Origin of the sequence: Hallella absiana, from assembly GCF_025457485.1 — a bacterium.
Classification (GTDB): Bacteria; Bacteroidota; Bacteroidia; order Bacteroidales; family Bacteroidaceae; genus Prevotella; species Prevotella absiana.
On record NZ_JAMXSP010000015.1, the window covers coordinates 11865 to 35907 of the forward strand.

At 51.2% G+C, this 24043-nt stretch carries 17 protein-coding genes; 5 read left to right on the top strand and 12 right to left on the bottom strand.

The window, feature by feature from the left end; genetic code table 11:
• Window positions 1–72 precede the first annotated feature (72 nt).
• The 6 genes from NG346_RS08820 to polA form a co-directional block, all read right to left on the bottom strand.
• Window positions 73–2052 (bottom strand): Ig-like domain-containing domain, encoded by a 1980-nt coding sequence (locus NG346_RS08820; protein WP_262280481.1) that lies wholly within the window; start codon window positions 2050–2052, stop codon window positions 73–75.
• An 86-nt stretch (window positions 2053–2138) separates the two neighbouring features.
• Window positions 2139–3659 carry a GH3 auxin-responsive promoter family protein gene (locus NG346_RS08825; RefSeq protein WP_262280482.1) on the bottom strand — a complete coding sequence of 507 codons (1521 nt, stop codon included), beginning with the start codon at window positions 3657–3659 and terminating at the stop codon, window positions 2139–2141.
• 191 nt (window positions 3660–3850) lie between these two features.
• Entirely contained in the window at window positions 3851–4699 is an 849-nt protein-coding gene (gene lgt, locus NG346_RS08830) for a prolipoprotein diacylglyceryl transferase (RefSeq protein ID WP_262280483.1), read from the bottom strand.
• A gap of 55 nt (window positions 4700–4754) precedes the next feature.
• Window positions 4755–5858, bottom strand: coding sequence for a redox-regulated ATPase YchF (gene ychF / locus NG346_RS08835; protein WP_262280484.1), 1104 nt, complete (start codon window positions 5856–5858; stop codon window positions 4755–4757).
• 92 nt (window positions 5859–5950) lie between these two features.
• On the bottom strand, window positions 5951–7078 hold the full coding sequence (locus NG346_RS08840) for an ATP-binding protein (RefSeq protein WP_262280485.1): 1128 nt from the start codon (window positions 7076–7078) through the stop codon (window positions 5951–5953).
• A 126-nt stretch (window positions 7079–7204) separates the two neighbouring features.
• Complete coding sequence (gene polA, locus NG346_RS08845; protein ID WP_262280486.1) at window positions 7205–9967, bottom strand: DNA polymerase I; 2763 nt, start codon at window positions 9965–9967, stop codon at window positions 7205–7207.
• A gap of 90 nt (window positions 9968–10057) precedes the next feature.
• Here polA and NG346_RS08850 point away from each other — a divergent pair, with 90 nt between their 5' ends.
• Window positions 10058–11035: a polyprenyl synthetase family protein gene (locus tag NG346_RS08850; protein WP_262280487.1), complete on the top strand. Its 978-nt coding sequence runs from the start codon at window positions 10058–10060 to the stop codon at window positions 11033–11035.
• A gap of 87 nt (window positions 11036–11122) precedes the next feature.
• Here NG346_RS08850 and deoC read toward each other — a convergent pair whose 3' ends face one another.
• From deoC to mnmG, 6 genes are all read right to left on the bottom strand, one after another.
• Window positions 11123–12094, bottom strand: coding sequence for a deoxyribose-phosphate aldolase (deoC, locus tag NG346_RS08855; protein ID WP_262280488.1), 972 nt, complete (start codon window positions 12092–12094; stop codon window positions 11123–11125).
• 63 nt (window positions 12095–12157) lie between these two features.
• Window positions 12158–12496, bottom strand: a complete 339-nt coding sequence (locus NG346_RS08860) for a nucleotide pyrophosphohydrolase (protein ID WP_262280520.1) — start codon at window positions 12494–12496, stop codon at window positions 12158–12160.
• A gap of 73 nt (window positions 12497–12569) precedes the next feature.
• Window positions 12570–13022, bottom strand: a complete 453-nt coding sequence (gene dtd, locus NG346_RS08865; RefSeq protein ID WP_154533881.1) for a D-aminoacyl-tRNA deacylase — start codon at window positions 13020–13022, stop codon at window positions 12570–12572.
• Window positions 13023–13974: 952 nt separating this feature from the next.
• A complete protein-coding gene (gene uvrC, locus NG346_RS08870; RefSeq protein ID WP_154533882.1) occupies window positions 13975–15825 on the bottom strand; it encodes an excinuclease ABC subunit UvrC in 1851 nt (616 codons plus the stop codon).
• Between the two features lie 239 nt (window positions 15826–16064).
• Window positions 16065–16595: an adenine phosphoribosyltransferase gene (locus tag NG346_RS08875; RefSeq protein WP_154533883.1), complete on the bottom strand. Its 531-nt coding sequence runs from the start codon at window positions 16593–16595 to the stop codon at window positions 16065–16067.
• A 127-nt stretch (window positions 16596–16722) separates the two neighbouring features.
• The gene (gene mnmG / locus NG346_RS08880) at window positions 16723–18594 is read right to left on the bottom strand and encodes a tRNA uridine-5-carboxymethylaminomethyl(34) synthesis enzyme MnmG (protein WP_262280489.1); all 1872 of its coding nucleotides are present in this window, start codon (window positions 18592–18594) and stop codon (window positions 16723–16725) included.
• Between the two features lie 214 nt (window positions 18595–18808).
• On the opposite strand from mnmG, the gene NG346_RS08885 reads away from it, so the two are divergent.
• From NG346_RS08885 to NG346_RS08900, 4 genes are all read left to right on the top strand, one after another.
• Window positions 18809–19492 carry a succinate dehydrogenase/fumarate reductase cytochrome b subunit gene (locus NG346_RS08885; protein ID WP_154533885.1) on the top strand — a complete coding sequence of 228 codons (684 nt, stop codon included), beginning with the start codon at window positions 18809–18811 and terminating at the stop codon, window positions 19490–19492.
• A 41-nt stretch (window positions 19493–19533) separates the two neighbouring features.
• Window positions 19534–21483 carry a fumarate reductase/succinate dehydrogenase flavoprotein subunit gene (locus NG346_RS08890; RefSeq protein WP_262280490.1) on the top strand — a complete coding sequence of 650 codons (1950 nt, stop codon included), beginning with the start codon at window positions 19534–19536 and terminating at the stop codon, window positions 21481–21483.
• A gap of 16 nt (window positions 21484–21499) precedes the next feature.
• Window positions 21500–22255 carry a succinate dehydrogenase/fumarate reductase iron-sulfur subunit gene (locus NG346_RS08895; RefSeq protein ID WP_154533887.1) on the top strand — a complete coding sequence of 252 codons (756 nt, stop codon included), beginning with the start codon at window positions 21500–21502 and terminating at the stop codon, window positions 22253–22255.
• 439 nt (window positions 22256–22694) lie between these two features.
• A complete protein-coding gene (locus NG346_RS08900; protein WP_262280491.1) occupies window positions 22695–23915 on the top strand; it encodes a THUMP-like domain-containing protein in 1221 nt (406 codons plus the stop codon).
• Window positions 23916–24043 lie beyond the last annotated feature (128 nt).

Here is a 24043-nt window from a genome sequence, read left to right on the forward strand (position 1 = left end):
TTGGCAGTGGCAGTCCTACGTTTCTCAAAGCGTAGTCAGGAAGACAGGAAGATGTTCCCTGACTATTGTGGCTTAGGGTTGGGGGATGTATTGAATGCCGAGCTTCTTGGCTCTTTCGGCATTTCTGTGCTGCACCTGCTTTTGCTTGTCAGCCTTTTGCTTGGTGATGGCCGATGGCTTTTGTCGATAGAGTGGTGTGGCGGCAGGGTCCCATGAGCGCGTGGCGTCCCATTTGGCGCGACATTCAATCACTTCGGGATAGTAATAGACGGGTTCCGGCTCTATGTCCTTGCCGAAATCGCCTGTATCCCACAGTTTGTTGTTGTTGGTGTCCTCGATCATCCTCAGATAGTACTTTCCCTCCTTGAGGTAGTAGAACTCCGCCTGGCCGTTGTCGGTGAAGGCTTGCTTGACGACCTTGTCGCTCTCGTCCATGAGCTGGGCGATGACGTGCTTGCCCTGCATGCCGTTGATGGTGACGAGCAGCGAGGCATAGGTGTCGTTGCCGCGCACTTTCAGTCCGGTCTTGATCTTACCGGATATATCGCCGTAGATGGACTGGAAGGCGGTACTGTCAATCTCTAAGCTGTATTGATAATCGGGTTTCCACGATGCCTTGAGCAGGTAGGAGAGGGCATTGACGCGTGTCATCTCGTAGGGTTCTCGGTACCATAGCGAGTCGCTGGGCGGTTGGGAGTATAGATGTACCATCTTTTCGATGTCTACGTCTTTGACAGGTACTGTTGACGTCATGGTGACGTTTTGGTCAGGATCCATCTCGCTGCTTGGTGTGATGGCTATTTCGAGAGGCTTCACGGCCATGACCGAGTCGTAAGGTTCTCCTTTTTTCTTTTTCTTCTCCTGCTCTTTTGCCCATTTGTCGTAGGCTTTCTTTTGCTCTTTCAGCCGTTTGGCATAGGGTTGCTTAGAGAGAATGGAGAGCGTGTCGGTGTGGAGACGAAGCACGCCGAGCGAGTCGGTGATGTGGTGCTGTAGCTCCACTTCGAGTGTGTCCTGGTTGATCAGTGCGGTGTCGCGCAGCCAGTAGGTGATGGTGTCTCGCTTGGCTGACGGATCGATGACAAAGGCGTTGTCAGCATTGAAGTTAAGTCCGCGGAGCTTAGGAAGGTCCGCGTCACCATAGGTATAGAAGAGCGTGAAGTGGTTGGCCTCCTTTCGCTCAGCCTTCACAAAGTATCGGTCGGTGTTGATGCCGGTGAAGGCACGCAGACAGATGTCGTCGGGGAGGAAGTGGGTGTAGTGCACATCGGTGATGCTGGCGATGTGGAGCGTGTCGAGCCATGTCGTGTCTTGCCTGACATCAGGCTTGAAAGTCGGTGTGATCGTCTGATGATTGAAGGCGATCATCTCGCTCTTTTGGGCATAGCGATAGTCACCGTCAGCGTCCTTGAGGGCGTAGATGCGGTAAGAGCCGGGGGCTACACCACGTATGATGAAGTGACCGCGGGAGTCAGTGCGCGACACACGCATCATGGGAGTCTTCTGAAATGCGCTGTCCTCCATGTTGCTGTACAGTCCCACGAGAATGCCTTTGACGGGTTCCAGATTGTCGGCTTCGAGCACGTAACCGGCCACTTCGAGCGTGTCGATATGGTCGCCGGTGGAGAAACTGTAGGTGTAGTTGCCCAGAGGGTTGCCCTCGTTGTTGTCAGAGATGGCATTGGAGAAGTCGACGGTGTAGGTGGTGTTGGGTTTCAAAGAGTCCATCAGCTCCACGCTGATGCGCTTGCCTTGTCCCTTGATCTCTGGTGCCTCAAGCTGTGGCGGCGATACGACGACGTTCTCAGTAGGGTTGTCGATGGTGATGAACTCATCAAAGTTGATGTATATGTGCTTGCGGTGCACGTTGGTGGCATGGTCAGCAGGAGTGGCACCGACCACTTTAGGCGGTGTCTCATCGTACCATCCTCCATCGGGTTGTCCCATGCGGGCGCACGAGTGGAGCAGAAGCAGGAAAAGGAAAGAGAGGGTAAGGAGCAGCAAGTGGCTACCGGTCTCTTTCCATTCGATATGCTTGTTAGGCTTGTCCATGGTCTATACTCGTTTATGCTCTGCACTTTTTTGGTCTCCGCATGTGAATGATTGAATCCTGTGAGAACCGTGGCAGAGTGACAGAACTATTCGTTTTCTTTATGGTTCATCTCCAGCAGTTCATCCATGTTCTTTCTGGAGTTGCTCAGTCGTGGCACCTTATGCTGTCCGCCGAGCTTGCCTTTTGATTTGAGCCAGTCGTTGAAGAGGTCGGGTCTTGCCTTGACGACTTCGAGATGCTGGAGCGTTACATTGTGTGAGCGTTTGGCTTCGTAGTCGGAGTTGATCTCCTGCAGCTTCTTGTCAAGAAGGTCGGCGAAGCGATCCAGACTGTCGGGTTCCACAGAGAACTCAATAAGCCACTGGTGGCGGCATTTTGCGTTTTCGTCCATATAGACAGGAGCGGCTGTGTATTCCTTGACTTGTGCGCCGGTCTTCTCGCAGGCGTAGGCGAGTCCTTTCTCGGCGTTGTCCATGATCAGTTCTTCGCCGAAGGCATTGATAAAGTACTTGGTACGTCCGGTGATGACGAACTTATAAGGTCGCTTGGACGTGAAGCTGATGGTGTCGCCGATCATATAGCGCCACAGTCCGCACGACGTGGTGATGACGATGGCATAGTTGCGTCCGAGTTCCACACCTTCGAGCGGTACGATACTGGGATTGTCTTTCCCTACGTCCTCCAAGGGGATGAACTCATAGAACACGCCGTAGTCAAGCATCAGAAGCATGCTCTTGTCGGTGGGATCATCCTGCAGTCCGAAGAAGCCCTCAGAGGCGTTGTAGGTCTCCATATAGTGCATTTTCGGTGAGGTGATGATTTGCTCATACTGTTTGCGATAGGGTGTGAAGGCAATACCGCCGTGGAAGAACACTTCCAGATTGGGCCACACATCTTCTATATGTTCTTTTCCGGAGATCTCCAGCACGCGTACGAGCACGCTGAGCATCCACGATGGCACACCCGAGATGTTGGTCACATTGCTTTTCAGACATTCGTGGGCAATGCGGTCGCGCTTGACTTCAAAGTCGGAAAGCAGGGCCGTTTGCTTCTTGGGTACGCGGAAGAGGTTGGCAATCGGGTTGATGTTCTCGATGAGGATGGCGCTGAGGTCACCCACGAGCGAGCCTTCCACGTTGTAGTTGGGCGAGTGGCTGCCACCGAGGATGAGCGACTTGCCGTCAAAAAGTCGGCTGCCGGGGTTGTTGCGAAGATAGACGGTGACCACGTCTGCACCACCTTTATAGTGGATGTTGTGCAGTCCGTCGGAAGAAACAGGGATGAACTTCGACTTGTCGTTGGTGGTTCCAGAGGATTTGGCATACCATTTCACCACGCCCGGCCACAATACATTCGGCTCGCCGTGACGCATACGATCGATGTCGCCTTTCAGTTCTTCGTATGTGTTGATGGGCACATTGTTGACGAAATCGTCGTAGCTGTGCGTACTCGCCAGCATGTGGTTGCGTCCATATTCGGTATATTTACCCTTTTCAAGCAGGTAGTGCAATGCACGGCGTTGTAGAGCCTCGGGCTGCGTGTAGTGCTTTTCGAGCTCATACTGTCGTGGCTTGAACAACTTGCTTGCAAACTTTGTCAAACTCATAATTTGCGCAATATATCAATCTAAGGTGCAAAATTAGTCTAAAACTTTGACATCCTCTACTAATTTAGCTTTTTTTATATGTGTAGTCGGCTTTTGTAGCAACTGTGAAGAACAAAACAAAAACCTCCAGCCAGGGCTTCGGTTGTTTGCCTTGGCTGGAGGTGGTTATGAGAAGATGGGCTGATGATGGCTCAGTCTTGCTTTACAGGTTTGAATTTCTTTGCGTGGAGGATGCACAGAAGGCCGATGATGATAAACGGTATCGACAGCAACTGTCCCATGTCGAGCGGCAGGTTGGCCTCGAAAGCTTCCTGGATGTCCTTGGTATACTCGATGAGGAAGCGGGCGACAAACACCAGTGTGAGGCACAGTCCGAGGTAGAGTCCGCTACCCACCATGTCGCGGTGCTTGCGATAGATGAGATAGATGATCACGAAGAAGCAGGCGTAGGACAGGGCCTCGTAGAGTTGACCGGGATGGCGCGGATACTGATCTACACGCTCGAAGATGAAAGCCCAGGGCACATCGGTCACCTTGCCGATGATCTCACTGTTCATCAAGTTGCCCAAGCGGATGAAGGTGGCTGTGATACAGGAGCAGATGCCCATGTTGTCAAACACTACCCAGGGTGAGAGCTTGTTGCGGTGGGAGTAGACAAAGATGGCAATGATCATACCGATCACGCCGCCGTGTGAGGCCAGTCCCTCATAGCCCGTAAATACCCATGTGCCGCTTTGCATGTGGTGAAAAGGGATGAGCATCTCTATGAAATGGTCCCAGGACGAGAGGAAATAGTCGGGCTGGTAGAACAGACAGTGGCCCAGTCGTGCGCCCACAAGCACGGAAACAAAGATATAGATAAACAGTGGCTCGAACTTCTCGTCGGGGATATGCTGCTGCTTATAGAGGCGCTGCATGAGCAGATAGCCCAACAGCAGGCCCATGAGCCAGCACATCGAATACCAGCGAAGACCAAAATGTCCCACGTGGAACATGACTTGGTCGGGGTCCCAGACGATATATGAAAGCAATGTTGACATGATATGTGCCTTATTAGCTTAAAAGATATGAGTAATAGGGTAGGGCGTCCGTAGCTTAGACGTTGAAGCGGAAGTGCATGATGTCGCCGTCCTGTACCTCATAGTCCTTGCCCTCGATGCCGAGCTTTCCGGCCTCGCGCACAGCGGCCTCAGAGCCGTACTTGATATAGTCCTCGTACTTGATGACCTCGGCGCGGATGAATCCCTTCTCAAAGTCGGTGTGGATGACGCCGGCGCACTGTGGTGCCTTCCAGCCTTTGTGGAAAGTCCAGGCCTTCACCTCCATCTCACCTGCGGTGATAAACGTCTGCAGGTTGAGCAGATGATAGGCTTTCTTGATGAGTCGGTTGACGCCGCTCTCCTCCAATCCCAGCTCGTCGAGGAAGAGCTTCTTGTCTTCATAGGTGTCGAGAGAGGCGATGTCTTCCTCTGTCTTGGCAGCGATGACCATAGCCTCGGCACCTTCCTTGGCAGCGATCTCCTCTATCTTCTTGGAATGGTCGTTGCCCGTCTTGGCGCTCTGCTCGTCGACATTGCAGACATAGAGCACCGGTTTGGTGGTGAGCAGGAAGAGGTCGTGAGCGGCCTGCTGCTCTTCCTTGGTGTCGAAAGTCACCGAGCGTGCGTTCTCGCCGCGGTCGAGGACCTCTTTATAAGCCTTGAGGACAGACACCAGAACCTTGGCGTCCTTGTTGCCGGTGGCGGCAATTTTCTCCTGCTTGGCCATTTGCCCTTCGATAGTCTCCAAGTCTTTGAGTTGCAGCTCTGTATCGATGGTCTCCTTGTCAGCGATAGGATCTACGGGAGCACCGCCCTCGCGCACTACGTTGTCGTCGTCGAAGCAGCGGATGACATGAATGATGGCATCGCACTCGCGGATGTTTCCGAGGAACTTATTGCCCAGGCCTTCACCTTTGGAAGCACCTTTCACCAGTCCGGCGATGTCCACGATCTCACAGGTAGCGGGCACGATGCGTCCCGGGTGCACGATTTCGGCAAGCTTAGTGAGTCGCTCGTCGGGAACTGTAATCACGCCTAAGTTGGGTTCAATCGTACAGAAGGGGAAGTTAGCAGCCTGTGCCTTAGCACTGGACAGGCAATTAAACAAAGTAGACTTTCCCACATTTGGTAAGCCTACAATACCACATTTTAATGACATGTCTTTATATAAACGTTTATATCTTTTCTGTTTGCAAAAGTAAGAAAAATATCTGAGGTGGGCAAAGACTGAGGCATAAAAGCGGTTAAATGTCACACGATGAAGAACTCATCGGCGTTTTCCGGTGTCACCACTTTAAAGGTAGCTTGAGGATAAGCCTTGCTGAATGCTTCGGGACAACGTACGTTGGCTTTTCTTGCATTCCATTTAAACTCAGTAGCATCGAGCTTTCCGTCGCTCTCCTCAAGGAAGTCGATCTCGCGCTGTTGCTGCGTTCTCCAGAACCAAAAATTGGTAAATGGCTGATGGATATTGAGATGTTTGAGTCTTTCCGCTATGGCAAAGTTCTCCCACAAAGCTCCGGTGTCGGCGCGGTTCTCCACCTGCTGGAAGTTTGCAATGATGGCATTGCGTATACCCAAATCCCAGAAATAGATCTTCCGGCTCGATTTGAGCTCGTTTCTCAAATTGCGTGAGAAACTGCTCAGACGAAAGATGATGAAGTTCTTTTCCAGTATGTCGACATATTTCTCCACGGTCTTTGAATCCAGTCCGATGAGTTGTCCGACCTCGTTGTATGACACCTGCTCGCCAATCTGATAGGCGAGTGCCTGAAGCAGTCTGACGATTTTGTCGGGTTTGGAGATGTTGTCGATGGTCATAATGTCCTTGTAGAGATAACTGTTGGACAGTTCGTGCAGCACTTCCCGCTCTTCGCCTGGCGAAGTAACCACCTCGGGATAGTATCCAAAAACCATGCGGTGGGGGATCATACGGTGCTCCTCCAACAGATTGGTTTCGTTGACCATCTCCTTATAAGATAAAGGGAAGATGGTGAACTCACGCTTGCGACCGGTCAGCGATTCCTTGATGCCGGAAGCTAAAAGCAGCGAAGAACTGCCCGTAGCCACCACTTGTACGCCCGGCACTTGGTCTGTGACGAGTTTCAACCGCAGTCCTATTTCTGGAATTCTTTGAGCCTCGTCGACGATAAGCCAGCGGTTGTTACCGAGAATCGCCTTGATGCGTGTGGAGGTCATGTCCTTGAACAGTCGCTGGACGTCGAGATCGTCGGCATTCATCCACAGCACCTGCTCCCTGTCGTCGAAGAGTTGATGCAGTAAGGTCGATTTGCCCACCTGTCTGGCACCATAGATGATCACGGCCTTATCGCCTCCGATAAGCCGTTCAATCTGTTTTTTTTGTTCACGCTCTATCATTTCTTGCAATATCAGTATGGTTGCAAAAGTAGGCAAAACGTCTGTAAATTCCAAATTTCTTATAAGATTTTTGGAATCGATTCCCAAAATCTTATAAGAAATTTGGAATTGTCTGACATCTTTACTTTAGTGTGCTTCCAGCCAGTTCTTTCCCCAACCGGCGTCTGCAATCAGTGGTACGCTGAGCTGACAAGCGTTTTGCATCTCGGTGAGGACGATGTCCTCAACCTTTTCTTTCTCCTCGGGATAGACGCTGAAGTTGAGTTCGTCGTGCACCTGCAGGATCATCTTGGAGCGTATGCCTTCCTTTTTGAAGCGTCGCCAGATGCGTATCATGGCAATCTTGATGATGTCGGCTTCCGAACCCTGAATGGGCGCATTGATGGCATTGCGCTCAGCGAAGCCTCGCACGGTGCCGTTTTTGGAATCTATGTCGGGCAGATAGCGGCGTCGTCCAAACATCGTCTCAGCATATTTCTTCTCGCGTGCTGTCGCGATGGCACTTTCCATAAACGCATGTACTTTGGGGAAGGTGGCGAAATAGTCCTGGATGAGTTGTCGTGCCTCGCCGTTGGGGATGCCCATGCGTTGCGCCAGACCAAAGGCAGTGATGCCGTAGATGATGCCGAAATTGGCTTGTTTGGCTTTTTTGCGCTGTGCGTCGGTGACCTCATCAAGGGGCTCTTTCCATATCTTGGCGGCGGTGGCACGGTGGATGTCCAGTCCCTCGCGAAACGCCTCTATCATGTTCTCGTCGCCACTGAGGTGAGCCATGATGCGCAACTCTATCTGGCTGTAGTCAGCGGAGAAGAAGAGGCAGCCCGGTTCGGGCACGAAGCACTTGCGGATCTCCTTGCCGTCGTCATCGCGCACGGGAATGTTCTGCAGGTTGGGGTCTGAGGATGAGAGCCGCCCTGTGGCGGTAACTGCTTGATTGAACGACGTGTGGATGTGTCCCGTACGCTTGTTGATCAACAGTGGCAACGCCTCGACATAGGTGCCGAGAAGTTTTTTCAGACCGCGGTAGTTGAGGATGTCGTCGACGATAGGCGCCTTGTCGCGAAGCTGTAGCAGAACCTCCTCTGAGGTGACATACTGTCCGGTACGTGTCTTCTTAGGTTTGTCGACAAGCTGCATCTTGCCGAAGAGGATGTCACCGACCTGTTTGGGGCTGCTGATGTTGAACGTTTCGCCGGCGAGCTCATAGGCATGTTGCTCATAGCGGGCCATGCGCTCCTTGAAGATGTGCTCTGTCTCTTTGAGAGAGTCGGTGTCGAGGCAGACGCCGTTGAGCTCCATGTCGGCGAGAACCTTGACGAGTGGCATCTCAATGTCCCAGAATAGTCGCTCCATGCCTTTCTCTTTGAGCATGGGTTCGAGGACGTTTTTCAGCTTCAACGTGACGTCGGCATCCTCAGCAGCGTATTCATAGACCTCTTTAGGATCCAGGTCGCGCATGTTTTTCTGATGTTTTCCTTTTGGTCCGATGAGCTCTTCGATGTGCACGGTACGGTAGTGGAGGAGTGTCTCGGCCATGAAGTCCATGTTGTGATGCAGTTCGGGCTGAAGCACATAATGGGCGAGCATGGTGTCGAACATCGGTCCCTGGATGTCGACGCCATAGTTGCGGAGCACCTCGTAATCGTATTTGATATTCTGTCCGACCTTGAGCGTTTCCGTGTTCTCATAGAGTGGTTTAAATATGTTAACATATTGCAAGGCTTCTTCACGGTTTGCTGGTATTGCCACATAATAGGCCTTGTTTTCCTCCACAGCGAAGCTCAAACCGACCAATTCTGCGTCGACAGGGCTGGTAGAAGTGGTTTCTGTGTCTAGACTGAGAATTTCTTTTGTCCTTAAAAAGTCATAAAGTTGAGACACATCTTGCTTATTATCAATCAGTTGATATTCGTGAGAGGTCGTTTTAAGGCTTGCGAGAATCGAATTTTCAGCGACAGCTTGCCCGTCGGTCGGGATTTCGTCAAAAAGAGAAGGCTGTTTTGGCGCGTTTTTCTTGGCGTTTTCAGTTTTATGGAGAAACTTTTCGGCAAGTCGCTTAAACTCGAGTTGTGCGAAGATCTCGCTGAGTTGCTTCTCGTCGGGCTCGGTCATCTTCAGCTCATCGAGGTTGAGCTCGATGGGCACATCGGTACGTATGGTAGCGAGAAACTTCGACATCTTGATGTCGTCCTTTGCGTTTTCCACCTTCTCGCGCATTTTTCCTTTGAGCTGGTCGGCATGTGCGAGCAGTTCTTCACACGATCCGAACTCATTGATCAGCTTCACGGCAGTTTTCTCTCCCACGCCGGGGCAACCGGGATAGTTGTCGGCAGAATCACCCATGAGGGCGAGCAGGTCGATGACCTTGTGTGCTGAGTCGATGCCATATTTCTCTTTGATCTCGCTCTCGCCGATTTTGTCATAGCCGCCACCATGGCGTGGCTTGAACATAAAGACGTTTGGCGCGATGAGCTGTCCATAGTCTTTGTCGGGTGTGAGCATATAAGTTTCCACACCTGCTTTTCCGGCTTTCGTGGCGAGCGTACCGATGACGTCGTCGGCCTCAAAGCCGTCGGCCTGCAAGACGGGGATGTGCATGGCCTGGAGGATCTCCTTTATATAAGGTACGCTGAGTTTGATGTCTTCCGGTGTCTCCTCGCGCTGAGCCTTGTAGGGTGGGTAAGCCTCGTGGCGGAACGTCTTGCCGTGGTCGAAAGCCACGCCGAGATGGGTGGGATGCTCTTTGTCGATGATCTCCCTCAGCGTGTTGCAGAACCCCAGGATAGCAGAGGTGTTCAGGCCCTTGGAGTTGATGGTCGGTCGGTTGATAAAGGCATAGTACGCCCGGAAAATGATGGCGTAGGCGTCGAGTAAGAAGAGCTTGTTCATTTGATATTTCTTTTTTATTTGTAAAATTACGAAATTATTGCCATATTATCCAATTAAAATAACTAATTTTGTATCAAAGATTACTATAGCATGGATTATTTGTCAATCATCAAGCAACCTATCAGCTCAGAATTGTGCGATTTCATCGATCTTTTCAACAAGTCGTTGTCGCATACCGACGGGCTTTTGTCGCAGGCACTGGAGCACATCCGCAACCGTGCTGGAAAGCGTATGCGTCCTATTCTGATACTTCTCATGGCCAAGAACTTCGGTGAGATCACGGATGTCACGCAGCATGCGGCTGTGGGACTGGAACTGTTGCATACGGCCTCACTCGTGCACGATGATGTCGTGGACGAGAGCGGAGAGCGCCGAGGACAGAAAAGCGTCAATGCGATGTTTGACAATAAGGTGGCCGTGCTCGTGGGCGATTATATCCTCTCAACGGCTTTGCTGCATGTCAGCTACACCCATTCCGAGATCATCGTACGGTATCTCGCTGAGCTCGGCCGCACCCTTTCCAATGGTGAAATCCTGCAATTGTCCAATATCCAGAACCAGGAGATCTCAGAAGAGGTCTACTATCAGGTGATCAAACAGAAGACGGCAGCACTCTTCGAAGCCTGTGCTGCCATCGGCGCGCTGTCGGCCGGTGCGGCTGAGGAAGAGATCCAAGAAGCCAAGAAGTTCGGGCAGAACTTGGGCGTCATCTTCCAGATCCGTGACGACATCTTTGACTATTACGACCAGGCCAATGTCGGTAAGCCTACCGGCAACGACATGGCAGAGGGCAAGCTCACGCTGCCCGTCATCTATGCGCTCCGCTCCACCGGCAATCAGGATATGCTCGCTTTAGCCCGAAAGGTGAAGGCTGGCACTGTCACCAAGGACGAGATCGCGGAACTTGTCAAGTTTACCAAGGAGAACGGTGGTATAGAATATGCCGACCAGCGCATGTGGGAGCTTCATGCCGAGAGCGTTTATTTCCTTGAGCATGAGGTGCATGACGAGGATGTGCGCAAGAGTCTGAGAGCCTATCTCGACTATGTCATCGAGCGGAATATCTGATTTCAGTTTGACTACCTACCCATTATCATAAAAGGGAGCAGCCTCTTTGAGGCTGCTCCCTTTTGCTTGTGTTTTATGTTTCCCGTCTTAGTACCACTTGGTATCCTTGCCGAGTACATCGCTGAGCAGCAAGTTGGTCAGGCGGCTCGTGCCCAGTCGGAAGAGCTCGTTGGTGAGCCACTGCTCGCCGAGCACCTCTTTCACGATGGTGTAGTAGGTCACAGCGTCCTTGACCGTGTTGATGCCACCGGCAGGCTTCAGTCCGACGACGCGGCCCGTCTGCTCGTAGTACTCCTTGATAGCCTGTGCCATGACGTAGACACCTTCCGGTGTGGCACCCTGCTTCTCCTTTCCTGTGGATGTCTTGATATAGTCGGCACCGGAATACATCGCCAGCAGGGCCGCTTTCTTCACGTTGCTCAGGCTGCCCAGGTCGCAGGTTTCGAGGATCACCTTCATGGGCACTTCGCCGCAGGTCTGCTTCAGCTCATCGATGTCATCGGCCAGTCCTTCGTAGTCGCCGCTGAGAAATTTGCCTACGGGCAGCACGATGTCCACGTTGGTGGCACCGTCTTTGATGGCCAGTGCTGTCTCTGCCACCTTCACCTCGATAAACGTCTGTGAGGAGGGAAAAGAACCTGAGACAACAGCGACCTCCACACCGTCGACTTCAAGGCTTTGGCTGACGATATGCGCAAAGTTGGGATAGACACAGATCGTCGCCACATGGGGCAGGTCGGGATAGGCTTCGTCGAATTTATTGACCTTTTCGGTCATCGCCAGAATGCTCTCTTCTGTGTCTGTGGTATGGAGACTGGTGAGCTCCACACTGCCGAGTAGGAACTTTTTCACCTCCTCGTTGTCGTTCTCAGGCACCTTTTCCGCGATGATCTTCTCGACGGCAGTTTTCACCTGTGCCTCGTCGACGTCGCAGTTGTATTTGTGCAGAGCCTGCTCGTATTTGTCTTCTTTTGGCTCGTTGCTTTTACGGCCGTTCTCTACTTTCGCCTTCAGGCTGCCCGGCTGTATGGTGGGCTCGATGTCTTTTGTGTATGCCATGTGCGTATGATTGATGTGTTATGATTGGATGATTATGAGGTGTTGCCAATGAATGATCATTGATCATTGATTGGCGTGGTCCTTGAGTTTGGGATTGTTCTTGTGTCTTGTCGCGTCTCGCTGAGTCTTCTTTTCTATGCTTTTCCTGAACTCCTCAGAGAGGTTCACGCCGGTTTGGTTGGCCAGGCAGCAGAGTACCCAGAAGATGTCAGCCATCTCCTCGCCGAGGTTGTCTTTCTCGCCCGGTTTGAAGCTCTGGTCGCCGTATTTGCGGGCCATCACACGGGCGAGCTCACCGACTTCCTCAGTGAGGACGGTCATATTGGTCAGCTCGCTGAAATAGCGCACGCCATAAGTCTTGATCCAGCTGTCTACCTGCTGTTGTGCCTCTTCAAGGGTTATCGTTTTGTTCTCCATATATTGTTGTCTTATCGCTGGCTCCGGTATCTTATGTCCGGAGCGACATTTAATGGTTTTATTCCTTGTTTTTTGTGTCCATGCAGATGGTCACGGGTCCGTCGTTGAGCAGTTCCACCTTCATGTCAGCACCAAACTCTCCTGTGCCGATCGGCTTGCCGAAAGCCTCTTGCAGCACTTTACAGAAACGCTCATAGAGGGGGATGGAGATGGAGTGGGGCGCAGCTTTGATCCAACTGGGACGGTTGCCTTTCTTCGTGCTTGCCATAAGCGTGAACTGGCTCACGACGATGATGTCACCGCCCACGTCGCCTATGCTGAGGTTCATCACGCCATTGGCATCGTCGAAGACGCGCAGGCCAATGATCTTCTTCACCAGCCACTGGATGTCCTCCTCGCCGTCGTCGCTGCCGATACCCAGGAGGATGAGGTAACCACGGCCGATGCTGGACTTCACTTTGCCCTCTATTGTCACCGAAGCATGGCTGACGCGCTGTATTACGATTCTCATGATTGTCTTACTTCTTGTTTTGCAACCTACAAATTTAAGCAATTTATTCCATACTACGATGATTTTGACCGAAAATCTACTTGGTGATCGCTCCATTGGTTGGGCGTCACGTTTTGACTCAACGGGCTTCGTCTTATATTCAACGGCTTTGTCTTGTGCTCAAAGTCCTTCTTTTTTGTGTTTAATTCGCTTTTCATCATAGATCCCAACGGCTTTCAATTCTCTATCGTCCTCGTTTTTTCATTCTTTGCCGAAATGTCTTGGAAACTGACAATTTTGCGCCTCTGAGAATCGATTCTTTTTCACGAAACTCTATTTTCGTGCGATTTCGCGCGAAATGAGCGTTTTTTATAAAGTGCTGATTTATAACATCTTATAAAATAGACCATTTGGGGCAAAGTACAAAAGGGTTGTTTGATGAAAAATTCTCTAGAGAATTTTTCATCAAAGCACTGAGATGACAAGGTCATCTCAGTGCTTTGATAGGCAAAAACAAGTGTGATGACGAAGTAAACACAGTGGTTTGATACTCAAAAACAGTTTTTTTGTTAGTTTTAGTTCGGTTGAATTGTCTTTTCACTTGGTTTTTCACTCTAGAATAAAACCTTTTGCGAATATGTTTTTGTCAATAAAAAAGTAAATTAAATACAGCTCTTACGGGGCACCATATAAGTTGGGAGTATGGCAATACATGGTTAGAAGTATGGATGAAAAAACGTGATGTGTAAGTGTACAGACTACTAATATATTGATAATCAGGTAGTTGTAATTTCCTGTTTTTGTCGCAGTTCCTTTGTCGGAGACCTTTATGGACGGTTGCGGCTTTTTCTCCTTGGGTTCAGTTCTTATGCTTACAAGTAAGGTAGGGCCCTTCAGGCAAGTACGAATCGGGACTTGGGACAAGTAAAGTGGGAAGCCTTTGGGTAAGCAATCGCTTACCCAAGGGACCTCTTTACGCTTCTTCTCCTTGTTGTCCTTCCTGGAAGTGGTCATAAACCAGCTGAGCTTTGGCGGGTCCGATGGCGGTGGCAAGCTGCTCAAGCGTTGCTCCCTTGATGCTCTTTACAGTCTTAAAGGCCTTGAGCAGGGCTTCGGCAGTCTTGCTGCCAATGCCTTTGATGTCGTCGAGCTCAGAGTGCAGGGCGTGTTTGGAACGCTTGTCGCGGTGGAAGGTGATGGCGAAGCGGTGCACCTCATCCTGTATCTGTGTAAGCACACGGAAAAGCTCTGAGTCGGTCTTCAGACCGATCACCTGTGGCGGGAAGCCGTAGAGCAGTTCGTTGGTGCGGTGACGGTCGTCCTTGGCAAGGCCTGCGATGGGGATCTGCAAGTGGAGCTCATCCTCCACAACTTCCCTGACGACATCCATCTGCCCCTTTCCGCCATCAGTGATAATGAGGTCGGGAAGGGGCGTACCTTCCTCTTTCATGCGACCATAGCGGCGGCGTACCACCTCCTGCATGGAAGCATAGTCGTCGGGGCCTACCACCGTCTTGATGTTATACTTGCGGTAGTCTTTCTTGGAGGGCTTCATGCCTTTGTAGACAATGCAAGCTGCTACGGCATCCGTACCGGAGATGTTGGAGTTGTCGAAGCACTCTATCTGGTAGGGAAGTTTGGGCAGTTGCAACCGGTCTTGCAGTTCTTTCATCAGCCGCGTCTGTTTCTGCTCAGGATTGAGCTTGTCGCTTTGTTTCAGACGGTCGAACTTATATTGCTTTCCGTTCATCTCCGAAAGCTCTAAAAGGTGGTGTTTATCACCCCGTTGCGGCACGGTGAAGGTAGCATCAGGCAGTGTCCAGTCCATCTCAAAGGGCACGATGATCTCCTTCGCCTTGCTTTTGAAGCGCTCACGAATCTCTGGTATGGCTTGCAGTAGCAGGTCCTGGTCGGTCTCCTCCAGCTTGCGCTTATATTCATAGGTGAAGCTTTGGTTGATCGTGCCGTTGGTGACGTGGATATAGTTGATGAAGGCGTTCTTCTGCTGATCGTCGTCTGTGATGGTGAACACGTCGACGTCGTTGATCGTGTGACTGACGACCTCACTCTTTGAGACGAACTCCTGCAGGAGCAGATAACGCTGTTTGAGACGCTCTGCTTCCTCAAACTTCAGCAGTTTTGCGTTGGCCATCATGCGTGTATAGACCCATTCGCTGAGTGCGCGTGTGTTGCCCTTGAGCACCTCGCGGGCCTGCCGCATGTTCTCTTGGTAGTCTTCATAGCTTTGTTTGCCGATACAGCACCCCTCACAGTTGTGGATATGATATTCCAAACAAGGCTTGTATTTGTGCAGATCCACGCCTTCGCGGGTGATAGGCTGACGGCAGGAACGAGGCTTGAACACCTTCTTGATGAGCTCCAGCACGTTGTACATGGCAGAGATATGGGGAAACGGACCAAAGTAAGTGCCGTAGCGCTTGTTGATGTGGCGTGTCTTGAAGATACGGGGAAAGTATTCGTTGGTCATGCAGATGCTGGGATAGGTCTTACCGTCCTTGAGCAGCACGTTGTAGCGAGGATTATATTTCTTGATGAGTGCGTTCTCGAGCAGCAAAGCGTCTTCCTCGCTGTTGACAACCGAATAGCTGATGTCTTCTATCTTGCTCACCAGTACCTTGGTCTTAAAGCGGTCTACCTCTTTATGGAAATAGGTGGAGACACGACTCTTAAGCTTCTTTGCCTTACCTACATATATGATGACATGATCCTTGTCATAGAATTGATAGGAGCCCGGTTTCTCAGGCATGTTGAGCACAATGTTCTTGAGTCGTGCCAGTCTCTCGTCGTTTTCTTCTCTTGTCATGGTCGTCTTTACCTTTATCTACTATATATAAGCACGTTGCCAGTTTCACGTGGAACGAATACTATAAGCCTATGATCTCTGTTTGACAGAATCGTGCGTTAGCCCCCAAACGGCTGCGCTTCTCCTTGCTATTTTGTGCGGTGTGGCGCAAAGATGCGGTCTCTGTCAATGTTTCAACGTTTATAGGCTAAAAAGCCAAGACCGTTTTGGCGGTCTTGGCTTTGTGATTTTGGAGTCTGTCAGAATTGCAGGAGACTTGTGACTTCGATGTCTTTGTCGAAGATGTCGCGTGCGTGGGGAAATTCCGACTGCAACTCTATGATGAAGTTACAATAGATCTTTTTGGGATGGAACTTCTTTACGAGGTCGCAAGCAGCCTTCATGGTGCCACCCGTAGCAAGGAGATCATCGTGAAGCAGCACCACGTCGTCAGGCGTGATCGCGTCTTTATGGATCTCGATTGTATCGACACCGTACTCTTTGGCGTAGCTTTGCTGAATCGTCTCACAGGGCAGCTTGCCGGGCTTACGGCAAAGCACGATGCCCGCGTGAAGAAGATAGGCAGCAGCAGAACTGAGGACGAAGCCTCTGCTCTCGATGCCCACGATCTTCGTAATGCCTTTGTCCTTGTATAAATCATACATGGCATTACTTAGTTCTTGAATACATTCGGGACTCTTAAACATCGTTGTCACATCCCGAAAATGAACTCCTTTAATCGGCCAGTCGGGTATGACGCGCAGATTATCCAGTAGGATTTGTTTGTTCATCTTTTACGTTTTACTTTAATGATTAAGTGGTTTTATTTCAATATCTTACCTGTTTCTCGGTTTCACGTGGAACGTTTGTGGTTTCCATTCGATTGATCTTCTGACAGGAGAAAGTCAGCAGCTCGCCTTATCTTCCCATCATCACGAGCAGCACATTGATGTCACTTGGCGATACACCCGGTATGCGGCTGGCCTGAGCAAGTGTTTCCGGATCGATGTGCTCAAGTTTCTGACGGCCTTCGGTGCTGATTTCCTGAATCTCGCTGTACTTGAAATGACCGCGAATCTTGATGCCTTCTAAGCGGTGCATCTTGTCTGCTACGATTTTCTCGCGCTCGATATATCCCTTGTATTTCATCTTGATTTCAGCAGCCTCTGCAATTTCTTCTTTTCTGTTCTCGGGAGATTCGAGCACAGCTTTCAGTTCGGGCAATACTTCAGCGAGATTTTTTAGCGATAACTGCGGGCGTGCGACAAGGTCTGAAATCTTGCAACCGAAATGGAGTGGGGTGGATCCGAGGGCTTCCAGCGCGCCATTGATGTCGCGCGGTTTCACGTTTGTGGTACTGCAATAGTTGATAATTTGGTCGATACCCGCTTTTTTCTGCAACCACCAGTCAAGACGTTCGCGTGTGGCCAGCCCTAAATGATAGGATTTCTCCGTCAGTCGGGCATCGGCATCGTCCTGTCTGAGGAGGATGCGGTACTCGGCTCTTGAGGTGAACATACGGTAAGGCTCGTCGACACCTTTCGTCGTCAGGTCATCAATGAGTACACCGATGTAGCTTTCGTCCCTGCCCATCACGAAGGGTTCGCCGCCTCCGCAGTGGATGGCTGCGTTGATTCCTGCCACGGTGCCTTGGCCTCCGGCTTCCTCATATCCCGTCGTACCGTTGACTTGTCCGGCAAAGAACAGTCCTTTGATCACCTTTGACTCCAGCGAGTGCTCGAGTTGCGTGGGATCGAAGTAATCGTATTCGATGGCATAGCCGGGGCGGTAAGCCTTCGCGTCGCGCAGTGCGGGAATCTGCCGAAGTGCGCGCAGCTGTGTCTCCATCGGCATGGAGGATGAGAAGCCGTTGAGATACATCTCGTTGGTGTCTTCGCCTTCCGGTTCTATGAACAGCGGGTGCTGGTCCTTATCGGGAAAGGTGACGAGCTTCGTCTCTATGCTCGGGCAGTAGCGCGGACCGGTGGACTGTATCTGTCCGTTGAACAGCGGAGAGTTGTCGAGGTCGGCTTTCAGTATGTCGTGCACACTCTTGTTGGTGTAGCAAGTCCAGCAGGGCAGTTGCTTCAAAATGCGGTGTGGTGCCATGTAGCTGAACTGATGGAAGTCTGCCTCGCCGTCTTGCCGCTCAGTATCTTCGAAGTGTATCGTGCGCTTGTCGAGTCGCACGGGTGTACCGGTCTTCATTCTTGCGGATCGGATGCCCCATCGTGTGATGGACTCCGTCAGGTGGGCAACGGCGGGTTCGGCGCAGCGTCCGCCCGGAACTTTGTGTCGTCCGATGTGCATCAAACCGTTGAGAAAGGTGCCTGCAGTGATGATGACACTCTTTGCGCGAATCTCCACGCCCCATATCGTGCGCACGCCGACAGCTTCTCCATTCTCTACGAGCAGCTCGTCGGCCTGGTCTTGCCAGATGTCAAGGTTAGGGGTGCAGTCAAGAGTAGACCGCCACCTCCAGATAAACTTACCTCTGTCGCACTGTGCGCGCGGTGACCACACGGCAGGACCTTTGCCGCGGTTGAGCATACGAAACTGTATGGCGGTAGCGTCCGTGACCTTTGCCATCTGTCCGCCGAGGGCATCGATTTCCCTCACGATTTGTCCTTTGGCAATACCACCAACGGCAGGGTTGCAACTCATCTGACCAATCTTGTTCATGTCCATCGTCACCAGCAGCGTCTTGGCACCCATGTTGGCGGCTGCCGTAGCAGCCTCGCATCCGGCATGTCCTCCGCCGATGACGATGACATCATAGTTTAATTCCATGTTTTTGTCTTTTTTGGCAAAAGTAAGAAATTAAATTCAATTTTTATCGCTTTTACTTTGAATTATCGCCAAAATATAGTATTTTTGCATATTGAAAACGGCAGCGTCTACTATATATAAGGTATAGGAGGGCGTCATGTCGTGCTCATAAAGATGCTTCAATATATTTATATCGGATTTATCTAACAGTTAAATAATTAAAAGTCAATCATTTATGTGGTTAATCAATTCTCCGATTGGTAGAAAAGTTGTGATGTCGGTGACCGGCATCTGCCTTATTCTATTCTTGACTTTCCACTGCTGCATGAATGTTGCCGCATTCTTCTCTGGGGATGCGTACAACACGATTTGTGGTCTTTTGGGAAGCAACTGGTATGCAGTGGCTGGTACTTTGGGCCTGGCATTCTTGGCCGTGTGTCACATCGTCTATGCCTTCATCCTGACAGCACAGAACCGTCGCGCACGTGGCGAGCAGCGCTATGAGGTGACAAGCCGCCGTCCTGAGGTGAGCTGGGCTTCGCAGAACATGCTCGTGCTCGGTCTGATCATCCTCATCGGCATCGTGCTCCACCTGTACAACTTCTGGGGACACATGATGTTTGCAGAGCTTGCCGGCATCGAGGTAGCACATGATCCTGCCGACGGATTCGCTTGGATTCAGGACACTTTCTCCAATCCTGTGTTCTCTATCCTGTATCTGATCTGGATCTGCGCCATCTGGTTCCACCTCTCTCATGGCTTCTGGAGTGCTATGCAGACACTGGGATGGAGCGGCAAGATCTGGTTGAAGCGCTGGCAGTGCATCGGTCTGGTGTATGTCACCATCCTGATGGCCGTCTTCGCCTTCTTGATTCTGTCCTTCTGGCTCGGCTTTGCCCCCAGCATGTGCAATGCTTAAATCCGATTCCTTACATCATTTATCATTAGCATCAACTAATTATGTCACAAATAGATTCTAAGATTCCTGAAGGCCCTTTGGCTGAAAAATGGACCAACTATAAAGCACATCAGAAACTGGTCAACCCCGCCAACAAGCGTAAGCTGAGCATTATCGTCGTGGGTACCGGCTTGGCTGGTGCCAGCGCAGCAGCCTCTTTAGGTGAGATGGGCTTCCACGTGATTAACTTCTGCATCCAGGATTCACCCCGCCGCGCTCACTCTATCGCTGCCCAGGGTGGTATCAATGCTGCAAAGAACTACCAAAACGACGGTGACTGCGTCTACCGTCTGTTCTACGATACAATCAAAGGTGGTGACTATCGCGCACGCGAGGCCAACGTCTATCGTTTGGCAGAGGTCAGCGCAAACATCATCGACCAGTGCGTCGCACAGGGTGTGCCTTTCGCACGTGAGTATGGTGGCATGCTCGCCAACCGCTCTTTCGGTGGTGTGCAGGTCAGCCGTACGTTCTATGCCAAGGGTCAGACCGGTCAGCAGTTGCTGCTCGGTGCTTACTCCTCTTTGATGAAAGAGGTCAACCGCGGCACTGTAGAGCTCCACACGCGTACCGAGATGGAGGACATCGTCATCATCGACGGTCGCGCACGCGGTATCATTGCCAAGAATCTGGTAACCGGAAAACTCGAGCGCTACTCTGCTCACGCTGTCTGCCTCGCTACCGGCGGATACGGCAACACCTACTTCCTCTCCACCAACGCCATGGGTTGCAACTGCACCGCTGCCCTGCAGGCATACCGCAAGGGTGCTTACTTCGCTAACCCCTGTTTCGTTCAGATTCACCCGACCTGTATTCCTGTACACGGTGACAAGCAGAGTAAGCTGACGCTGATGTCTGAGTCACTGCGTAACGATGGCCGTATCTGGGTACCGAAAAAATTGGAGGACGCCAAGAAACTCCAGCGTGGTGAGATCAAGGGCCGCGACATTCCTGAGGAAGACCGCGATTACTACTTGGAGCGCCGCTATCCTGCCTTTGGTAACCTCGTACCTCGTGACGTGGCTTCCCGTGCCGCTAAGGAGCGTACCGACAAGGGCTATGGCGTGAACAACACCGGTCTGGCTGTGTTCCTCGATTTCTCCGAGGCTTTCCAGCGCCTGGGCCGCGACGTTGTAGACCAGCGTTATGGCAACCTCTTCGACATGTATCAGGAGATCACCGACGTGGATCCGCATGACAACCCGATGATGATCTTCCCCGCTATCCACTATACCATGGGTGGTCTGTGGGTAGACTATGAGTTGCAGACTTCCATCAAGGGCCTCTTCGCTCTGGGTGAGTGCAACTTCTCTGACCACGGTGCTAACCGTCTGGGTGCCTCTGCTTTGATGCAGGGCTTGAGCGACGGCTACTTCGTGATTCCTTATACTTTGCAGAACTATCTCTCTGACCAGATCACTGTGCCTTTGTACAGCACCGACCGTCCTGAGTTCGAGGAGGCAGAAAAAGGCGTGGAAGCTGAGATGCATCGTCTGATGAACACTAAGTTCCACGACCAGAGTGTCGACTCTATCCACAAGAAGCTCTACGGCATCATGTGGAACTATGTCGGTATGGCACGTAATAAGGAGGGACTGGAAAAGGCTCTGAAGATGCTCAAGGACATCCGCGTAGAGTTCGACGAGCACGTGCGCATCCCTGGCTCTCGCGAGGGTCTGAACGTAGAGCTTGACAAGGCTATCCACCTGCGTGACTTCATCACCATGGGCGAGCTGATCGCTTACGATGCCCTGAACCGCAACGAGAGCTGCGGCGGACACTTCCGCGAGGAGAGCCAGACCGAGGACGGTGAGGCTAAGCGTGATGATGAGAACTACATGTATGTGGCTTGCTGGAAGTACAACGGCTCTGACGAGACGGCTCCTGAACTGCTCAAGGAAGACCTGAACTACCAGTACATCAAGGTTCAGACGAGAAACTATAAATCTTAATTAAGGAATCAAGACAATGGATACAAATATTTCATTCACACTGAAAGTATGGCGTCAGAATGGCCCTACGGCTGAGGGTCACTTTGATACCTTTGAGATGAAGGATATCCCCGGCGACACCTCTTTCCTGGAGATGCTGGACATCCTCAACGAGCAGCTCATCGAGGCCAACAAGGAGCCGTTCGTCTTTGACCACGACTGCCGCGAGGGTATCTGCGGTATGTGTTCGCTCTATATCAACGGCCATCCTCACGGACCTGCTCAGGGCGCTACTACCTGTCAGCTCTACATGCGCCGCTTCCACGACGGCGACGTGATCACGGTGGAGCCGTGGCGTTCTGCTGCCTTCCCTGTTATCAAGGACTGCATGGTCGACCGCTCTGCTTTTGACAAGATCATCGCCGCTGGTGGCTACACTTCTGTGCGTACAGGTCAGGCTCAGGATGCCAATGCCATCCTTATTCCTAAGCAGGATGCCGACGAGGCTATGGACTGTGCTACCTGCATCGGCTGCGGCGCTTGCGTAGCAGCCTGCAAGAATGGATCTGCCATGCTCTTCGTCAGCTCTAAGGTGAGCCAGCTCGCTCTGCTGCCACAAGGCCGTCCTGAGGCTGCAAAGCGTGCTAAGGCTATGGTCGCTAAGATGGAGGAGCTCGGATTCGGCAACTGCACCAACACCCGCGCCTGCGAGGCTGAGTGCCCGAAGAATGAGTCTATCGCCAACATCGCACGTCTCAACCGCGAGTTCATCAAGGCTAAGTTGGCTGACTAAGACGCGATTTTCATGGCTGACTAAGCCTTGCTTTCATTGCTGACTAAGTCGTGCCTATATATAAATAAGGAGTCCATGCGTAGGCTGGACTCCTTATATTATATATATAGCGCTCCTTTTTATACATAAAACAACGAGGGCCGACCCTCACCGGATCGGCCCTCGCTCTGTTTCTTCAATAGGATTGAATTAATACTTACTGATACCATACCTCTCCGCCAAGCTTTTGGCAGAAACTTTCTTCTTCGTTCTTTTTCCTTTGGATGTCTTCCTCTTGGAAGATGCCAGCTAGGTTTTTACTACTTGTTTTCATGGTCTTTATTTAATGATTGGATATAAAGTTTCACATTGCAAATATAGAAAATATATTTGAGATCACCAAATATTTTGCGATGTTTTTGCGTTATCTGATAATAAATGTAGCTTTTTTGAATAATTTATGTGTAAATTTGTAACATCTGACTTCGTTTTGCAGCATCGTGAGGATGACGTGAGACAACTTGCGCTTCAGGCCAACAAGTATCCTGAGGTGGATATGCCCTATGTGCTGGACCAGATTGCAGGGTGGAAAAAGGCCAAAGAGAAGGTGCCACGATGGGCTGCTTGCAAGGATATTATCTACCCTCCTCACCTCAATATGGAGCAGTGTAGTTCGCAGACGACGGCGGAATATAAGCAGCGACTTATCGCGGAGATACTCGGAGAACAGCGAAAGACGACGACTCTCGTGGATCTCACGGGCGGCTGGGGTGTTGATTTCTCGTTTCTGGCGCAAGTTTTTGGTAAAGCGGTATATGTGGAGCGTGACGAGCGTTTGTGCCGTCTGGCGCGCCATAATATGCCTCTTTTGGGCCTGTCCGATGCTGTTGTTGTCAACGACGACAGCACGAAGTATCTTGCAGGCTTGCAGGATGACGTTCAGCGGCTCTTTTTCATTGATCCGGCCCGTCGTGATGTGCAGGGCAGAAAGGTCGCCGGACTGGAGGCTTGTACGCCTGATGTGTTGCAGCTTTTTGACAGAATGATGTCGTTGTCTATGGGCGTGATGATGAAACTTTCACCGATGCTTGACTGGCATGAGGCAATTAGACAACTGAGAAAAGCCACTTCGCAAGCCGTGTTCTTTGACGTACATATACTCTCTGTACATAATGAGTGCAAAGAGTTGCTGGTGGTGGCTACGCATCATCAGCATCCGTTGACGGTGACCTGCGTCAATGATGGCGAGACGTTTACGTATCATGCGGAGGAAGAGAAGCCGGCTGACGTCCGCTATTGCAATGCAGAGCAGCTACAGGACTACCGTTTCTTATATGCTCCAAATGCAAGTCTGATGAAGGCGGGATGTTTCCCGGAACTGTGTGCGAGATATGATTTGGATATGGCAGATGCCAATTCTCATCTGTTCCTTTCGCACGAGATGATTTCTGCTTTCCCCGGCCGCCAGTTTGAAATCTTAGCCATTTCATCGCTTAATAAGCGCGAGGTGAAACAGACGCTGAAAGACGTTGGCCAGGCCAACGTGGCTGTGCGCAACTTTCCCATGACCGCTGTGGAGCTTCGTAAACGGCTTCGTCTGCGCGATGGGGGCAATAGCTATATATTTGCTACCACCATCCGGCGCAAGCATCTCTTGTTTTTGTGTCAGCCTGTCTCATAATGCTGTAATAGTGCTACGCTTCTCCTGCACCTCTGCCTATGCTTTATTGCAGGTGAGTTTCGTCTTTCCTGCAACAGCGTGGCGTGGCTTCTCGATGCTCGATAGACGTGGTTTCTTAATGGCAGAAG